The 15,801-nt window shown below is 72.2% G+C and carries 12 protein-coding genes and 1 tRNA gene; 8 read left to right on the forward strand and 5 right to left on the reverse strand.

From position 1 onward, the window contains the following. The first annotated feature begins 191 nt into the window (after positions 1-191). Positions 192-1,316 (forward strand): hypothetical protein, encoded by a 1,125-nt coding sequence (locus tag WMF45_RS03155; RefSeq protein WP_437715483.1) that lies wholly within the window; start codon positions 192-194, stop codon positions 1,314-1,316. A gap of 6 nt (positions 1,317-1,322) precedes the next feature. Here WMF45_RS03155 and WMF45_RS03160 read toward each other — a convergent pair whose 3' ends face one another. Beyond that, the gene (locus WMF45_RS03160; protein ID WP_437715484.1) at positions 1,323-1,586 is read right to left on the reverse strand and encodes a hypothetical protein; all 264 of its coding nucleotides are present in this window, start codon (positions 1,584-1,586) and stop codon (positions 1,323-1,325) included. A gap of 149 nt (positions 1,587-1,735) precedes the next feature. Between WMF45_RS03160 and WMF45_RS03165 the strand changes: the two genes are divergently transcribed. Next, complete coding sequence (locus WMF45_RS03165; RefSeq protein WP_437715485.1) at positions 1,736-2,200, forward strand: hypothetical protein; 465 nt, start codon at positions 1,736-1,738, stop codon at positions 2,198-2,200. Between the two features lie 57 nt (positions 2,201-2,257). Beyond that, on the forward strand, positions 2,258-3,397 hold the full coding sequence (locus WMF45_RS03170; RefSeq protein WP_437715486.1) for a D-alanine--D-alanine ligase family protein: 1,140 nt from the start codon (positions 2,258-2,260) through the stop codon (positions 3,395-3,397). A gap of 36 nt (positions 3,398-3,433) precedes the next feature. Here WMF45_RS03170 and WMF45_RS03175 read toward each other — a convergent pair whose 3' ends face one another. Both WMF45_RS03175 and WMF45_RS03180 read right to left on the reverse strand, forming a co-directional pair. After that, positions 3,434-4,447: a GHMP family kinase ATP-binding protein gene (locus WMF45_RS03175; RefSeq protein ID WP_437715487.1), complete on the reverse strand. Its 1,014-nt coding sequence runs from the start codon at positions 4,445-4,447 to the stop codon at positions 3,434-3,436. A 231-nt stretch (positions 4,448-4,678) separates the two neighbouring features. Further along, positions 4,679-5,182 carry a hypothetical protein gene (locus WMF45_RS03180; RefSeq protein ID WP_437715488.1) on the reverse strand — a complete coding sequence of 168 codons (504 nt, stop codon included), beginning with the start codon at positions 5,180-5,182 and terminating at the stop codon, positions 4,679-4,681. Positions 5,183-5,530: 348 nt separating this feature from the next. Here WMF45_RS03180 and WMF45_RS03185 point away from each other — a divergent pair, with 348 nt between their 5' ends. From WMF45_RS03185 to WMF45_RS03200, 4 genes are all read left to right on the forward strand, one after another. Then, positions 5,531-7,873 carry an ATP-binding domain-containing protein gene (locus tag WMF45_RS03185; RefSeq protein ID WP_437715489.1) on the forward strand — a complete coding sequence of 781 codons (2,343 nt, stop codon included), beginning with the start codon at positions 5,531-5,533 and terminating at the stop codon, positions 7,871-7,873. 160 nt (positions 7,874-8,033) lie between these two features. Further along, positions 8,034-8,110: transfer RNA gene (locus WMF45_RS03190), tRNA-Met, on the forward strand. Positions 8,111-8,883: 773 nt separating this feature from the next. Next, on the forward strand, positions 8,884-10,860 hold the full coding sequence (locus WMF45_RS03195; RefSeq protein WP_437715490.1) for a globin family protein: 1,977 nt from the start codon (positions 8,884-8,886) through the stop codon (positions 10,858-10,860). Between the two features lie 97 nt (positions 10,861-10,957). Continuing rightward, on the forward strand, positions 10,958-12,838 hold the full coding sequence (locus WMF45_RS03200) for a protein kinase domain-containing protein (RefSeq protein ID WP_437715491.1): 1,881 nt from the start codon (positions 10,958-10,960) through the stop codon (positions 12,836-12,838). Positions 12,839-12,937: 99 nt separating this feature from the next. Here WMF45_RS03200 and WMF45_RS03205 read toward each other — a convergent pair whose 3' ends face one another. Both WMF45_RS03205 and WMF45_RS03210 read right to left on the reverse strand, forming a co-directional pair. Further along, positions 12,938-13,576, reverse strand: a complete 639-nt coding sequence (locus tag WMF45_RS03205) for a hypothetical protein (RefSeq protein WP_437715492.1) — start codon at positions 13,574-13,576, stop codon at positions 12,938-12,940. Between the two features lie 458 nt (positions 13,577-14,034). Further along, positions 14,035-15,354 carry an MFS transporter gene (locus tag WMF45_RS03210; RefSeq protein WP_437715493.1) on the reverse strand — a complete coding sequence of 440 codons (1,320 nt, stop codon included), beginning with the start codon at positions 15,352-15,354 and terminating at the stop codon, positions 14,035-14,037. Positions 15,355-15,588: 234 nt separating this feature from the next. Here WMF45_RS03210 and WMF45_RS03215 point away from each other — a divergent pair, with 234 nt between their 5' ends. Next, complete coding sequence (locus WMF45_RS03215) at positions 15,589-15,798, forward strand: hypothetical protein (RefSeq protein WP_437549338.1); 210 nt, start codon at positions 15,589-15,591, stop codon at positions 15,796-15,798. The last annotated feature ends 3 nt before the right edge of the window (positions 15,799-15,801 follow it).

A 15,801-nucleotide genomic window follows, 5' to 3' on the forward strand; every position in this document is an offset into this window, starting at 1 on the left:
CTGTCAGCGAACGAGACGAGCAGACAGCGCAAGCTCGAGCGCGGAATTGTGCAGGGACGATACCACTCGACCACCTGAATAGGTGAACACGATTCGGCAACGGACGGGCGGGCTCAGGTTTTTGGGGAGGCCGGTCCTGGGCCTTCTGGCTGCTGTTCTCCTCGCTGGCATAGCTGGCAAGGTTCTACCCGTTGCCGAATCAGGCTCGGCTGTTTAGTGGGGCTGCCGACCCGAGAAGATCACAAAAAAATGCGCGTGCTCCGCGCGGCGGTTACTCTCGCGTCGTCCCGATGCGGAGGCGTCGCGCTTTTCCCGTGGTTTTTGGTGCGATGCTGGCGGCTTCGGGGAGCGCCGCGGCACAGACCGAGCCCTTCCTGAGCGTGACGCGCGGCGCTGGCGCTGAGAGCTGCCCGGATGCGGCGCGCCTCATCGAGCGCGTCGAGCAGCTGCGCGGCCGGCCGGAGACGGGTGCGAGCGGCTCCTACGTCGTCGAGTTCACCCGGGAGGCGGACGGCTTCCGCGCGTCGATCCGCAGCGGGAGCGGCGCGCGCGAGCTGCGCGATCGCAGCCGCAGCTGCGCCGGGATCGAGCAGGCGACCGCGGTGACGCTCGCGCTGCTGCTCGACTCCGACGCGCGAGAGCCGTCGGCGCAAGCTCCCGAGGCCGACGCGGGCGCCGGGGCGTCGCCTGCCCCCGAAGGGACGGCGCCTGCCTCCGAAGCGGTGGCGATGGCGGCCACCTCGCGGTCCAAGCCCGCGGGACCAGGCGGCGGCGAGCGGGCGGGCGAGGCCCCGAGCGCGGGGCGCACTCCCACGCGGCTCACGCTGGCGGTCGGCGCGATTGGCCTGTTCGGCGTGGTGCGCCCCTTTGCGCCCGCGCTCTCCGCGGAGGTCGGTATCGGCGGCGCGCGACTTCGGGCGACGATGGGCGCGTTCTGGCTCGTTCCTCAGGCGCTGAAGCACGGTCCGGGCGAGCTCCGCGAAACGATGCTCGGTGGAGTCGTCCGCGCCTGCGTGGCTGCCGCGGGCTCAGAGGCGCTGCGCTTCGATGTGTGCTCTGGCCTTCACGCCGGCTGGCTGAAGGCGGCGGCGAGCGGCTACACGCGGAACGACGTTGCCGAGAAGATGTGGCTGGCGGTGCCGCTCGAGCTGTCGCTGGCGAGGCTGTCAGGTCCGCTCGGCTTCGACGTCAGCGCCGCCGCGCTGCTGCCGCTCCGGCGCAGCGATTTCTCGGTGGATGGCGTGGGCGTCGCGTACAGCTCGCCGCCGGTCGGCGCGCTGGTGTCGCTCCGCGGCGTGGGGGTCTGGGTGCTTTAGATCGATTCACATCGTCTCGACCGACTTGAGCATCTCCGGGACGAAGTGGAGTCTCGGCCGGAGCAGCCTGTCGCGACGCCCGGGCTGACGCACCTGGAGCATGGCGCCGGTCGCGGAGCTGTTCGAGGCATCCAGAAGATCGTCGGTGAACGTGTAGCTGTAATTCTCTTGCCTGGTCGGTGTCTTGTCCTCGGCAGCGGCCTCGGGGATCGAGACGCCGAGAAACAGCAGCGCGGCTGTGACTGAAATAAGCGATCGCGACTTCATCATGCCTCCTCGCCTCTATCGGACACGAGCGAGGTCCGCAGATTGGGACCCTTTTTGCCGAGCTCGATGTCGCGTCGCGGAGCTCGCCGGGGCGGTCGCGTCCAGAGCGCGCGGAGCCCCCCGCCCAGGCCCACCCGAGCAGGCAGCCCCCGGTGGACGATGCACCCCTGCGTTCCGCGCCGACAGGCGCGCTCGATGTCGTCGCGGAGGGCTCCCCGGACGGACCACCCGATCCGGTGACAACGCAGGTGACATCGCTCTCCTTCCGCGTAGAATCGAGCCCGATGCTCACCTGCAGTCGAAGGAGCACGACGGGCGGCCTCATCGTTGCGGTCGTCGCGGCGCTGGCCGTGGTCGTCCCCGCCGGAGCGGCGGGCGCGAGCGAGGAGACGCCGGCAAAGGTGGCGAACGGCATCGCCGTCGGCGCTCAGCTGGAGGCGCTCGCGGACGTCAAGGTCGCGCGCGCCGAGGTCGCCCGGGGCTCCAGGGTGAGCGTGGCCAGGCTGATCGAGCGCCAGGGCCAGCTCACCGCCGTCGACGTCGAGCTCGCCGACGGCCACGTCGCGCGCGTGGCGATGGCGACGGTCCGCACGTCGTTCCGCGTCCTCTCGGAGTAGCCTCTCCGAGTAGCCGGCTTCTTCGCCCCGGCGCGCGATCGCGGCTAGGGTGCCGCCATGCGGAACCCCGCCAAGGTGCGCGTCGCCGTCCTCTTCGGCGGCCGTTCGGCCGAGCACGAGATCTCCCTCCTGTCCGCCCGCTTCGTCGTGGAGGCGCTCGACCGCGACCGCTTCGAACCGGTCCTCATCGGCATCGACAAGTCCGGCCGCTGGCTGCTCCAGGAAGAGGCGCTGCTCCTCAGCGCCGCGCGCGATCCCCGCCTCGCCCGGCTGAACGAGGCGATGCCGGAGATCGCCCTCGACGCCCACCCGGGGCCCTCCGGCGAGGCCACGCTGACCGTGCCGGGCGGCGCGCGCTCCCCGATCGACGTCGTCTTCCCCGTCCTGCACGGGCCTACCGGGGAGGACGGCTGCGTCCAGGGCCTCCTCGAGCTCGCCGGGGTCCCGTACGTCGGCTCCGGCGTGCTCGGCTCCGCCGTGGGGATGGACAAGGACGTGATGAAGCGCCTGCTCCGCGAGGCGGAGATCCCGATCGTCCCCCACGTCACGCTCCGCCGGGCCGCGTGGGACCGCGATCGCGGCGCGTGCATCGAGCAGATCGCCGCCCTCTCCGCCGGCGGCGCCGGCTTCGGGCCGATCTTCGTCAAGCCCGCGAACCTCGGGTCGTCCGTCGGGGTCCGGCGCGTCAAGGCGCGCTCCGAGATCGAGGCGGCCGTCGAGCACGCCTTCGAGTTCGATCTGAAGATCGTCTGCGAGCAGGGCATCGAGGGCGTGCGCGAGATCGAGTGCTCCGTGCTCGGCGACGACGACCCCATCGCCTCCGTGCCCGGCGAGATCGTGGTCGGGCACGCCGACGGCTTCTACTCCTACGCCGCGAAGTACATCGACGCCGGCGGCGCCACGATCCGGATCCCGGCCGACCTCTCCCCGGCCGAGGCGAACGCCGTGCAGCTGGTCGCGCTCCGCGCGTTCCACGCGCTGGAGGCGTCGGGGATGGCCCGCGTCGACCTCTTCCTCTCGCCCGAGCGCGCGCTCTACGTGAACGAGATCAACACCATCCCCGGCTTCACGGCGATCTCGATGTACCCGAAGCTCTGGGAGGCGAGCGGCATCCCCGCGCGCGAGCTGATCGAGCGCCTCATCGGGCTCGCGCTCGAGCGCGGCGCGCGCAAGGCCCGCCTCAGGACGAGCGCCTAGCGCCGCGCGGCCCGCGTCAGTCCGCGTCAGTCCGCGTCAGTCCCCGTCGAGCCGCACGCCGGGGGCGCCGAGCGCGGGCCGCCGCACGAGGCAGGGGCCGAGCGCCTCGAGGATGCGCGCGTGGCGCTCGGCGGGCGCCCACACGAGGATGTGCCCGCCGCCGCCTGCGCCGCACACCCGGAGGACCTCGACCCCGAGGCCGTCGAGCCGGCGCTCCAGCGAGAGCGCGATCGCGCTCGCCGCCCTCGAGAGGCGCACCTTCGCGGCCGCGCCCCGGCGCATGCCCGAGAGCACCAGCGAGAGCGAGCCGATCTCGAAGCCGCGCGCGACCTCGCCGGCCGCCGCCACCAGCTCACCCTTCGCGTCGCACGCCGAGCCGGGGTCCATCCGGTCCAGCACCTCGCCCGACACGCGCCGCACCTCCGTGTCCACGAGCAGCAGCCCCGCCGAGAGCGCGGGCACGAGGTCCGGGCAGCCGATCGCGAGCGGCCGCACCCCGGAGCAGCCGCCGGCGTCGAAGGCGAGATCGAGCAGCCCCCCGAACGCCGCGAACACCTGATCCTGCGCGCCGCACGCGTTGCGCAGGCGCTCGCGCTCGATCGCGACCGCCTCGCGCGCCAGATCCTCCGGCGCGACGGGCTCTCCGAGCGAGGCGCGCAGCGCGAACAGCGCCGCCACCGCCACCGACGCGCTGCCGCCCAGGCCGGCCCCGGGCGACGTCTCGCTCTCGACCCGCAGGGCGACCCCGTCGCCCACGCCCGCCGCGGAGAGCGTCGCCTCGATCAGGCGGAAGGCGAGATCGTCGCGCGGAGGATCCGCGCGGCGCCGCAGGAGGACGCGCGCCTCTCCGGCGCTGCCCGCGCCCTCGGTCGGGCGCGGCTCCGCCCGTCCCTCGCCGCGCGAGGCGAGCTCGAGCCGTACCCAGCCTCGATCGAACGGCTCCACGATCACGCGCGCGCGCAGATCGATCGCGGCGCCCACGACGCGCCCGCCGTCCTGTCGGGCGACGCCGGGCAGGTCGCTGCCGCCCCCGGCGAAAGAGACACGCATCGGCGCGCTCGAGGCCGCGCGCCACAGCGGGCTTCGCAGCGTTCGCGGCGCGGAGAGGGAGCCGGCGCAGGGGGTGCTCATGCTGTCCTTCGGCGCGAGCGCGACCCGCCGGGACGCGAGCCCGCCCCAGGGACCGAGGCGGAACGCCCCGCGGCGGCACCGGGTGCAGGGAGCAGGCCATCGATGGAGCGCCCGGCGTGCACGCTCCCGCTCGGTCCCGCTCGGTTCTGCTCAGTTCAGGTCCTTGCTCGCGGGCTCGCTCCGCGGCGAGGGCTGCGCGCGGGCCGCGTCGAGGATCCGGTCGATCACCCTGAGCCCGGCCGCGAACATGTCCCGCTCAGCGCGCTCGCCGCCGGCGTGCACCTCGGCCGCCTTCTCCCGGAGGGAGAGCGCGTCGCGGCGGACGACCGGGAGGCGGGCCGCGCCCGCCGCCTCGGCGATGCACCCGGCGAGATCGTAGATGAGGAACGCGTCCTCCTCGCTGATCCGGGCCTCCGTACGGCGCCCCTCGGCGCGGGCGCGCGCCGGGGATCCGCCAGCGCGATCCCCCCGGACGTTCGGCGCGACCTCCCGATCGTCGTCGTCCCCGATCGAGCCCGAGGAGACGCGGTCGAGCAGGCTGGTCAGCTCGACCCGGTAGGCGGCGAGGACCAGCGCGCAGAGCGCCCCGCGATCGCGCAGCGAGAAGAGGATCAGCTCGAGGAGCCGGTCGGACCGGGTCGCGCAGTTTTGCATCGCTGCCTTGTACGGCGTCCGCCCACGCGACCTCAATCCAGAACGCCACCGCCCGCGGCGGATCCGCCCTCGGACGCGGGGCACGTTACGCATCGAGGGCGCTCGCGTGGCGCGCGCCGGCCCGTCGAGGCGCACGCCGAGGCGCGAACCGCCCCGTCGAGGCGCGCGCCGGCCGTGAAAACGCGCCGAAACGCGGATAGCGTGGGGGGCCCCACGCGGCGGTTGCGGAGCTGTGCCGGATCGGTCAATAGGTCCGACCCTTCTGCGTCAACGGGCCGCGACGGATGTCTGGCGTGCTGACGCTCCGGCTCAGCCTGTCACCTCATCCACCATCGCATCGGCATCCCCGTGACCGCGAATCGTTCTACGAGCACCACGCCCACCCGAGAGCAGTCCACCGCGCCGTCCTCGGCCACCGTCACGACGTCCGCCCGGCCCGCGCCGCACACGCAGCATACGCCCACGGACGGCGCGCCCGGCGCCGGGCTGAGCGAGCACGGCGCGGCGATCGTCCGCGAGGAGGAGGCGCTGCTCGCCCGCGTCACCGCGCACCTCGCCGCCGCCGCGACCAAGCCGTCGCGCCCGCCGCCTGTCGAGAACTACGAGGAGCAGCTCCTCTCGCTGCGCGATCAGATCGCGGCGGCGCGGCTGGAGGACGTGCCGGCGCTGGTGCAGCAGATGGAGCGCCTGCAAGGGATCGCCGCGCGGCGGAACGAGAACGTCGTCGAGCCGGTCGATCCGAAGTCGCCCTACTTCGGCCACCTGCGCCTCCGGGAGAAGGGCCGCCCCGAGCGCGATGTCCTCATCGGGCGCACGACGCTCGTCGACGCGAGCGCGGGCGTGCGGATCGTCGACTGGCGCCACGCCCCGGTCAGCCAGATCTACTACCGCTACGAGGAGGGCGCGGAGTACGAGGAGACCTTCGGCGAGCGCGACGTCGAGGGCACCGTGCTCGTGCGGCGCACCGTGACCATCGACGACGGCGAGCTCTATCGCATCTCGGCGCCGCAGGGGACGCTCGTGCGCGGGCCCTCGGGCGGCTTCCGCGAGATCGCGACGCGGGCGACCGAGCTCTCCGGCGGGCAGGGCAGCGCGGTGCGCCCCGAGGACATGCGCGACATCGCGCGCGCGGCGGCGGGCGGCGCGCGCGGCGGGCTCGGGACGGGGGCCGCGTTCCACGCCCGCGAGGACCGGCACCTCCCGGAGATCGCGGCGCTCCTCGACCCGCGGCAGTTCGAGCTCATCTCGAAGCCGGACGCCGGCATCGTGGTCATCCAGGGCGGCGCCGGCAGCGGCAAGACGACGATCGGCGTCCACCGGCTCGCCTTCCTCTCCTACAACGGAGGCCGCCGCTTCACCGCCGACAAGATGCTCGTCATCGTCGGCAGCCCCGCGCTCCGCGCGTACATCAGCGAGGCGCTCCCCGCGCTCGGCCTGGGCGGCATCGCGGTCGAGACGTTCTCCGAGTGGGCGCGCGCGGCCCGGAAGCGCGCGTTCCCGTGGCTCGAGGCGCCGATCGAGGAGAACACCCCCTCGGTCGTGACCCGCTACAAGACCCACCCGGCGATGCTCCACCTCCTCGAGCAGCGCGCGGCGGAGCTCAAGGACGACGCGCGGGCGCGGCGCGACTCGCGCGGCACCCTCGCGTTCTGGGCGGACGTGCTCACCGATCTCGACCGGGTGCTGGCGGCCTTCGAGGCGGCGGGCGACCCCGAGTTCGGCCCGGAGCAGGTGAAGCGCGCGTGGCGCTGGTGCGCGGACCGCTGCCCCGCCGTGCTCGACCTCGACCCCGGCGACCGCGCCGAGCGCAAGGCGGCGATGGCCGACGAGCCCGCGGACGACGACGACGACCGGGGCGGGGACGGGCGCGAGGTCTCGAGCGACGACCGCGCGGTGCTCGACCCCGAGGACGACGCGCTCCTCCTGCGGGCGTACCAGCTGCTCCGGGGCGAGCTCCGCAAGGGGAAGAACGTGCTCGTCTACGAGCACCTCTTCGTGGACGAGGCGCAGGATCTCGCGCCGATCGACCTCGCCGTGCTGCTCGGCGTCGTGGCCGAGCCGCGCAGCGTGACGCTGGCGGGCGACACGGCGCAGCGGCTCTTCATGGACTCCGGCTTCCGCGACTGGCGGGCGACGCTCGACGACCTCGGCCTGTCGCGGGTCGACGTCGAGCCGCTGCGCATCGCGTACCGCTCGACGCGCGAGGTGCTCGCGTTCGCCCGCGCGGTGCTGGGCCCGCTGGCGGATCCGACGCCGCCCCTCGCCCCGCGGAGCGGGGCGCCGGTCGAGCACCACCATTTCCCGAGCGCCGGCGCGGCCGTCGCCTTCCTGGCCGACGCGATCCGCCCGCTGTTCGCGCGCGAGCCCCGCGCGACGCTGGCGATCCTGGCGCGCCACCCCGAGCAGGCGGACGTCTACTACGACGCCCTCAGGATGGCGGAGATCCCGAACCTCCGGCGCGTGCGCGCCTACGAGTTCGCGTTCCGCCCCGGCGTCGAGGTGACCGAGGTCCGGCAGGTGAAGGGCCTCGAGTACGACTACGTGGTGCTTGTCGACGTGAACGCGTCGACCTACTCGGCGGACGACGAGTCGCGGCACCTGCTCCACATCGGGGCGACGCGCGCGGCGCACCAGCTCTGGGTGATCTCGACGGCGGCGCCGTCGCCGCTCGTGCCGGACTGGCTGGGCTGAGGGCAGGGGGACGAAGGGGCCGCTCGAGCGCAGCCGAGCTGCGCCTCCCTCGGCAGGCCCTGGAAGGCATCGGAAAGCCTCCGAGGGGGAGATGGACACAATCGACACCGGGCCCTGAGAGAATCCTTGACCAAAGCGAGGCCGTGAGTAGATTCCCTCTCGCGCGGTGGAGCAGCCTGGTAGCTCGTCGGGCTCATAACCCGAAGGTCGTGGGTTCAAATCCCGCCCGCGCAACCACGACCCAAGTAGCAAGAGGACGCGAGGATTGGCCGAAAGGCCACCTCGCGTTTTTCGTTTTCAGGGCTTGTCCGCTTGTGCCGAGCGTGAGACCGGAGAGGCGGTCTGAGCGAGCCCGCCGTCCGGCCGCTTCAGGCGAGCGCTGCTCGTCGCGCGCTTTGCCTGCTCGCTTGGTGTGCCTCTCGGGAGAGGTCCTGGTCGCCCCGGCGGCCTCGCGCGCCCTGGGTCCGAGTCGTTCCATCGGAGCGCGGCGGCACGGAGCGGCTCGAGCGCAAGGGCGATAAGACGCTCACCCCTTCTGGAACATCGAGCGTCGACGAGCGTCGACGAGCGTCGACGAGCGTCGATGGCGCGAACTCCATCGCTCTCTGCGGCTCCGGCGCGCCGCCGCTCCGATGCCCTGTCCGTCGGCGGTGTCGCTCGGGAAGTGCGCCGCGCTACGGGGCCGGTACACGTGCGGTTCGCCAGCGCCCCATCCGCGGCCTCGGTCCGCTCGTCGCGCGGCCGCGCCCCCGGCGAGGTCGCCGCGATCTGCGCGCGTTCGTCGTGCGTTCGTTGCGCCTTGGTCGGGCGTTGGTGGGGCGCGTTGGTGGACATGGCGCGCGCTTCCACGGGCGTCTCGCGCCGGCGGCGCAGCCCTCTCGCCGCGCCGTAGGCAGGCGCCGGCCCCCTGATGTAGGATGGCGGTAGAGGCGGCTCCTGTGCTCTGAACACGCGCGCCGCGGCGCGCACCTCACCGGCGCATTCCCGGTAACCTCCAGCGGACAACCACGATGGCCAAACCGAACGATCCCTTCGCACCCTCGACCAACACGCGCGGCGCCGCGACGCCGGGGGATGCCGCCAAGCCGCAACGCAGCGCCAGCGCGCCCGCGCCCGCGGCGCGTGCGTTGCCCTCCACGGGGCCTGCAACCCAGCGAGGGCCGGGGGCCTACGGCGCGCCCGAGTTCCTCAACAAGGCGCGCAGCGCGCAGCCGCCGGAGCTCCTGAGCCAGCGCACCATCGAGCTCGTGCAGTGGTCCTGGGCGAAGGTGATGCCCATCTCGGACGCCGCGGCGGCGCTCTTCTATGAGCGGCTGTTCACGCTCGAACCGTCGGTGCGGCCGCTGTTCAAGAACGATATCGCCGAGCAGAAGAAGAAGCTCATGCAGACGCTCGCCGTGGCCGTCGATGGGCTGAACAACCTGCCCAAGCTCGTGCCGGTGCTCCAGGCCCTCGGCGTCCGGCACCAGGGCTATATGGTCGTCGATCGCCATTACGACGTGGTGGGCGAGGCGCTGCTCTGGACGCTGCGCGAGGGGCTCGGCGACTCCTTCTCGGCCGACGTCGAGTCCGCGTGGAAAGAGGTCTACGGCGTGGTCTCCGACGTCATGAAGAAGGCCGCCGCGGCGCACTCGGCCGTGGGCGGCGCGCAGGCCCACCCCTCGCAGGCGCCGGCCGGGAGGGAGGCCCCGCGGCTCGGCTCCTCGCAGCCGGCGCAGCGCTCGGCGCCCGTGGAGCAGGCGGTGCAGCTGCCGAAGTCGGTGCCGCCGCCCTCGTCGACCAAGGCCTCGCGGACGCTCGTGGGGGTCGTGCCGCCCTGGCAGGGCGACCCGCCGCCGCCCGCGCCCGCGCCCCCGGCGGCGCCGGCGGGCGCGCCGATCAGCCTGCGCACGATCGAGCTCGTGCAGCGATCATGGGCGAAGGTGATGCCCATCTCGGACGCCGCGGCCGCGCTCTTCTACGACCGCCTCTTCGAGCTCGATCCGTCGGTGCGCCCGATGTTCAAGAACGACATGGCCGAGCAGAAGAAGAAGCTCATGCAGACGCTCGCCGTGGCCGTCGATGGGCTGAACAACCTGGGCAGGCTCGTGCCGGTGCTCCAGGCGCTCGGCGTGCGGCACCACGGCTACATGGTCGTCGATCGCCATTACGACGTGGTGGGCGATGCGCTGCTCTGGACGCTGCGCGAAGGGCTGGGCGACGGCTTCACGCGCGACGTCGAGTCTGCATGGACCGAGGTCTACGGCGTGATCGCGGACGTCATGAAGAAGGCGGCCGCCGATCACGTCGCGAGCGGGGGCGGTCGCAAGGCCGACGCCGCGCCCGCGCGGGAGCGGGCGCCCGCGCAGCGGCCGCCCCTCTCGGAGCAGCGCGCGCCGGCGCCGTCGAGCGTCACGGAGGTGATGCCGGCGAAGCGGCGCCCGGGCCCGCTCGACGAGGACGCAGACACGCTGCACTACCAGACCAACCCTGCCCATGAGGCCATGATGACCAGCGGTATCCACCACGAGGAGTCCCGGGCGGCGGCGCGCCCGGCATCCGCAACGCCCCCTGCCGTCGCGAGCGCGAGCCCGCAGGGGCTCGTCATCCCGTGGGCGGGCCAGGACATGGTCGTCAACGTCCACGTCAAGCTGGACGGTCCGCTGGTGACGGTCCCGGTCGCCTCGCCGGGGATCGCGTCGCCGGTGGCCGCTGCGCCCGTGGTGCTGGAGCCGACAGGCCCGAGCGGCCTCGCCGCGGGGCTCGCGATCGCCCTGCTCTCGATCGCCGCCTCGATGGCCACGGCCATCCTGATGACGGTGGGCGGCGCCGACAAGGCGGCGGCCGGCGCGGGCGCCGCGGGCGCCGTGCCCAACATCGCGTCCCTCGCGACCTACGCCGTGCCGATCATCGTCACGGTCCTCGTCCTGTCCGCGTTCACGATGGGACACATCCTGGGGCGGGGTCGGGCGCGGAGCGACGCGGGGCCCGGCGCGGGGCAGCTGTGAGCCCCTCGTGCGGGTCGTGAGCGGGTCGTGGACTGGAAGCCGACGCATTCGCCCGGCGAGCGCACGGGTTTGATGGCAAGATGGGAATGAGAGTCCGATGATCGCGGAGCCTGCGAGTACGCTGACCCACCTGGCGGGACAGTGGCTGGGACCGTTCCAGCTGATCCAGCTGCTCGGCATCGGCGCGATGGGCGCCGTGTACCTGGCCAGGGACAGCGTGCTCCAGCGCGACGTCGCGGTGAAGCTCATCGCGAAGGGGAGCGCGGACACCGATCCCGAGCGGCGCGACCGCTTCCTGCGCGAGGCGCGCGCGGCGGCGCGCCTCCTCCACCCGAACGTGGTGCAGATCTTCCAGGTCGGCGAGGACGAGGACGTCCGTTACATCGCCATGGAGTACGTCCACGGCCTCACCATGGCGCAGGCGGCCAAGCAGCACGGCGGCCGCCTGCCGGAGCAGTTCGGGATCGAGAAGATGCGCGAGGCCGCGGCGGCGCTCGAGCTCGCGGCGTCGTTCGGCATCTCCCACCGCGACGTCAAGCCCGCCAACCTCCTCCTCAATGCGTCGGGGACGCTCAAGATCGCCGACTTCGGCCTGGCGTCCCATCCGGAGAGCGGTCCGCTGGGGAGCAGCTCCGCCCGCACGCTGGAGGGCACGCCGTTCTACATGAGCCCGGAGCAATGGACAGGGCAGGACATCGCGCCTCCGTCGGACATCTACAGCCTCGGCTGCACGTTCTACCACCTGCTCGTGGGCAGGACGCCCTTCTCGGCGCGGGATCTCGCTGGCTGCTTCCAGGCGCACTGCCACGCGCCCGTCCCGGATCCGAAGCTGGCGATGCCGGACATCGACCCGCTCCTCGCGGAGCTCCTGCGCCGCTGCATGGCGAAGAGGCCGCAGGAGCGGCCGTCGGCCGGGCACATCGTGGCGTTCCTCGAGGACATGCTGATGCTCCGGCGCAGCAGCGTCAGGCCGCGAGAGATGGCGGAGCCGAAGAGCGCGCTGCTCGGCGCGCCCATGGATCTCTCCGATACGAGGATAAGCGAGCTCCCGGCGCCGCCGAGGGGCCCGCTCGCGACGCCGACGGGCACGATCCTGGTGAACAGCTCGACCGCCGTCGGGCACTTCACCGGCCAGTACAGCTACCGTGACCATTTCGGGCTGACAGGCTATCCGTTCAGCGACATCCGGCAGCCGAGCTACTTCTGGGACGCAGGGCCTTATGCCTGGATCCTGAGGACGCTGGCGTCGCAGATCGTCGCCGGGCAGCGCCCGGCGATCCTCGTGGGCGAGCCGGGGAGCGGCCGGACCTTCGTCTGTGAGATGATCAAGAACAAGGTCCCGCGGATCCATGTCTTCTCGGTCGAGCCGCAGCTGCTCTTCGGGACGCGGCCGCTCGTGTCGCTGTGCAGGCAGGTGGGGGCGACGGCCATCACACCGACGCTGAGCCAGCAGTTCCTCGTCGACGCGTTCCTCGGGCAAGCGCTCCTCCGCGCCGGGTCGGACGCGATCGCGGTGCTTGTCGTCGACGGCGTCGATCCGGAGGATCACGATCTCCTGATGGAGCTCCATGACATCCTGCGCTGCGCCCCGGCGGGCAAGCTCTCGATGATCCTGGTGGGCGCCCCCGATCTCCCCGCGACCCTCGCCTCGAACGGCGTGCCGCGCGAGCTCTACTCGGGCGCTCAGTCGCTCCTCTTGCCCGGCATGACGCAGCAGGAGATGATCGAATACATCGACTTCCGGATGTGCTCGGTCGGAGGGAGCAGGCGGGGGCTCCAGCTGGGCCTCGCGTCCCAGCAGCTGCTGCACGCGAGGAGCGGCGGCAGCCCGAAGCTCATCAACATCTACTGCCACAACGCGCTGACGATCGCCGCGCTCCAAGGCGAGACGGACGTGAGCCTGTCGTCGATCCGCCTGGGAATGAAGAGCAAGAGCTATCTCACCGCCGAGGCGGCCACCAACCTGATCCGGGGCTGAGCGCGCCTCCAGCGGGTCGTCCGGCGCGGCCGGAGCGGTCGTGTGCGGGGCGATCGCAACGCGCTCGCGCGCTGGCCAATCCCCTCGTTCCTCGCCTCGTTAGCTGTCGTTTCCGGCGGTCCCGACTGGTGCGACCGGCCTGGCCGCTCCGGTCCCGGACGGCGCGCTCGGCGGCGCCGCGGGGAGGGGGGCGCGCCCGGGCATTGCGGCGAGCACCGCCGCGTCCGTCATCGGCGCGCGCGGCACGTTCAGCGCACGTCCAATGCGCGCCCTCGAATGCTTGTCGTTGTCGATGCACCTGCCGCGCGTGTATGCGCTGAGCCGGTCGCGCGGCTCCTGCTTGCGGCACGCCCCGAAGGATCCCTTGATCAGCGCGAGTCCCGCACGAAAGCATTTCTCTCGATCCCCGACGAGATCCTCGTGCGACCACCCCTCCCGGGTCTTGCCGGCGCCGACGCGGACCTGGAGCAGACAGGAGTCGAGCCCCGAGCCGCGCGAGAGCTTCCCGAGCCCGAGGTCCACGTCGCGACGGTAACCGCTCTCGAAATACGCGATCGATAAGAGCAGCGCCATCGTCTCGGCTCGGCCGCGCGGGCCGCCGAAGAGCGGCTTCAATGCGGGATCATAGGCAACCTTCGCCGCCGCGCGCGCGATCTCGTGGTAACGCGCGCGGCCTTCCTCGGGCGTCTCGACCGCGTCCTTGATGAAGCTCTTCCCAGGCGGGGCCCATGTCATCATGATACCAACAGCCCACGCGATAATCGTATCCATAAGACATGTAAGGTCATGGGCTACCTCTGTGTCAAGCAATTCGGACAGCCTGGCTGGGATTGTCGTCGTGCGTTGTATGATGGCGTGCCGCTCAGTGTGCATTATAACGTCCTCGTCAAATTGCGAATGATCTGGGAAGCGGTGCGTCGTACGTGGTGCGCAATCGTTTTCGCACCGGTTCGCACTGGATTTGTGTTCGGTTGTGTTCGGTCGTGTTCAGTTACGTTTGTTACGCTTGTTGCGTTTGTTGCGCTCGGCCTCGCGAGATTGCGGCTGTGCTCGCGGTTAAATTCGCGCCGAGTTGTCTCGCGCTCTCGCCGCGGGGCTCACGAATGGAGTGGACCTCTCCAGTCCTCGAGAGAGCGACTGCCCCTCACCGGGCCGGGAGCGATGATGTGCTGCGCGCGCTCGACGCGAGGCGCGTGTCAGGCCTTCTCGGCGGCGTCTTCTTCGGATTCGGAGCTCGCGCGCGTGTCTTCGAGCCGGTCGACCGCGCGCAGCTCGGGGAACAGCCATGCCCAGAGCAGCACGACCGCGATCGTCCCGAGGCCGCCGAACACCACGGTGGGCACCGTCCCGATGAGCCTCGCGAGGGTGCCCGACTCGAGCTCTCCGAGCTCGTTCGAGGCGCCGACGAACACCATGTTGACCGCGCTCACGCGGCCGCGCATCTCGGGCGGCGTGGCGAGCTGCTCCAGGGTCATCCGCACGACGACGCTCACCATGTCGGCGGCGCCCATCACGGTGAGCGCGACGAGCGAGAGGGGGAAGCTCCGCGACAGGCCGAACACCACCGCGGCGAGCCCGAAGAGCCCGACGCAGAGGAGCATCCTCGGCCCGGCGCGCCGCGTGATGGGCCGGAAGGCGAGGACCACGGCCATGAGCCCGGCCCCGACGGCCGGCGCGGCGCGCAGGAAGCCGAACCCCTTCGGACCGACCCCGAGCACGTCGGTCGCGTAGATGGGCAGCAGCGCGACCGCGCCGCCCAGGAAGACGGCCACGAAGTCGAGCGAGATCGAGGCGAGGAGGACCTTCTTCCGGTAGACGTAGCGCAGCCCGGCGAGCGCCGTGGCGAGCGACGGCGGCTTCCTCTCCAGGCGGCCGGCGGGCGCCCGCACGGCCAGGGGCCCGGCGCACGCCGCGGCGAGCGCGAGGCTCGCGCTCAGGTACACGGGCGCGGGCGCCTTCCAGAGCGCGTAGAGCAGCCCGCCCAGGCTCGGCCCGCCGATGGCGCCGACCTGCCAGAGCGTCGATTGCCACGTCACCGCGTTCTGGAAGTGCTCCGTCGGCACGAGCGTCGGCAGGAGCGCCGAGCCGGCCGGCCCCTGGAAGGCGCGCACCGTGCCGAGGAGCACGAGGACCCCGTAAATCGCCGGCAAATTCGGGCTCGGCGAGCGCGCGAGGAAGAAGAGCGCGAGCGCCGCGAGCGCCGAGGTGAGGTAGCAAAGGACGAGGATCCGCCGCCGATCGAAGCGATCCGCCGCGTGCCCGGACGCGAGGGACAGCCCCGCGACAGGGAGGAACTGGGCGAGCCCCACGTAACCGAGCGCGAGCGGATCTCGCGTGAGGTCGTAGATCTGATACCCCACGGCGACCGATTGCATCTGGTAGGCCACGGTGGCCAGGAGGCGGGCCGCCGCGTAAACGCAAAAATCGCGCGACGTGAAGGCGGCGAAGGGCGACGACGGCTTCAGGGCGGCGGGGACGGTGGCCATGAACGAGTCCGGGCGACGTTCATGGCGCATTCCAGCGAGGGTCGCCAGGCTGCGATGCCGCGGTGACGGGCCGGGAGACCGAGGGAGACCGAGCGCCAGGTCGCTGCATCCGGCGCGCCGTGGAGGGGGTGCATCCCGGGCACTGTGAGGGAGAGCAGGGACGGCCCGGGCACCACGGCCGGTCATCGGGACGGTCACGTTCGCGTGGCCTCGGCGTGGAACACTGGCGCGCCGACTTGGACCTGTGGTAAGCGGCAGCCACACATGATGCTCCTTGGACATGACACTTCGTCGGGACGGGCGCGCGACCTCGCCGAGCAGGCGTGGCGCGCCTGGACGCTGTTTGGCAGCCGCTCCCGTCGTGGGCGTGATGGCCGGCGCGACGACGACGACGACGACGATTTTCCGCGGCCGAACGCGATCCTCACGTGGCTCCCGATGCTGGGACGCGCCGTCTCGCCGCTGCCCGCCTGATCT

The sequence above is a fragment of the Sorangium sp. So ce448 genome (assembly GCF_051520915.1).
Lineage (GTDB): Bacteria > Myxococcota_A > Polyangia > Polyangiales > Polyangiaceae > Sorangium > Sorangium cellulosum_B.

What these genes read in the sequence shown, in the direction of transcription:
- WMF45_RS03170 (WP_437715486.1), top strand. Translation starts at nt 2,258, where the DNA reads ATGCGGAACCCCGCCAAGGTGCGCGTCGCCGTCCTCTTCGGCGGCCGT.
- WMF45_RS03200 (WP_437715491.1), top strand. Translation starts at nt 10,958, where the DNA reads ATGATCGCGGAGCCTGCGAGTACGCTGACCCACCTGGCGGGACAGTGG.
- WMF45_RS03160 (WP_437715484.1), bottom strand. Translation starts at nt 1,586, where the DNA reads ATGATGAAGTCGCGATCGCTTATTTCAGTCACAGCCGCGCTGCTGTTT.
- WMF45_RS03205 (WP_437715492.1), bottom strand. Translation starts at nt 13,576, where the DNA reads ATGATGACATGGGCCCCGCCTGGGAAGAGCTTCATCAAGGACGCGGTC.
- WMF45_RS03215 (WP_437549338.1), top strand. Translation starts at nt 15,589, where the DNA reads ATGATGCTCCTTGGACATGACACTTCGTCGGGACGGGCGCGCGACCTC.
- WMF45_RS03175 (WP_437715487.1), bottom strand. Translation starts at nt 4,447, where the DNA reads ATGCGTGTCTCTTTCGCCGGGGGCGGCAGCGACCTGCCCGGCGTCGCC.
- WMF45_RS03210 (WP_437715493.1), bottom strand. Translation starts at nt 15,354, where the DNA reads ATGCGCCATGAACGTCGCCCGGACTCGTTCATGGCCACCGTCCCCGCC.
- WMF45_RS03180 (WP_437715488.1), bottom strand. Translation starts at nt 5,182, where the DNA reads ATGCAAAACTGCGCGACCCGGTCCGACCGGCTCCTCGAGCTGATCCTC.
- WMF45_RS03195 (WP_437715490.1), top strand. Translation starts at nt 8,884, where the DNA reads ATGGCCAAACCGAACGATCCCTTCGCACCCTCGACCAACACGCGCGGC.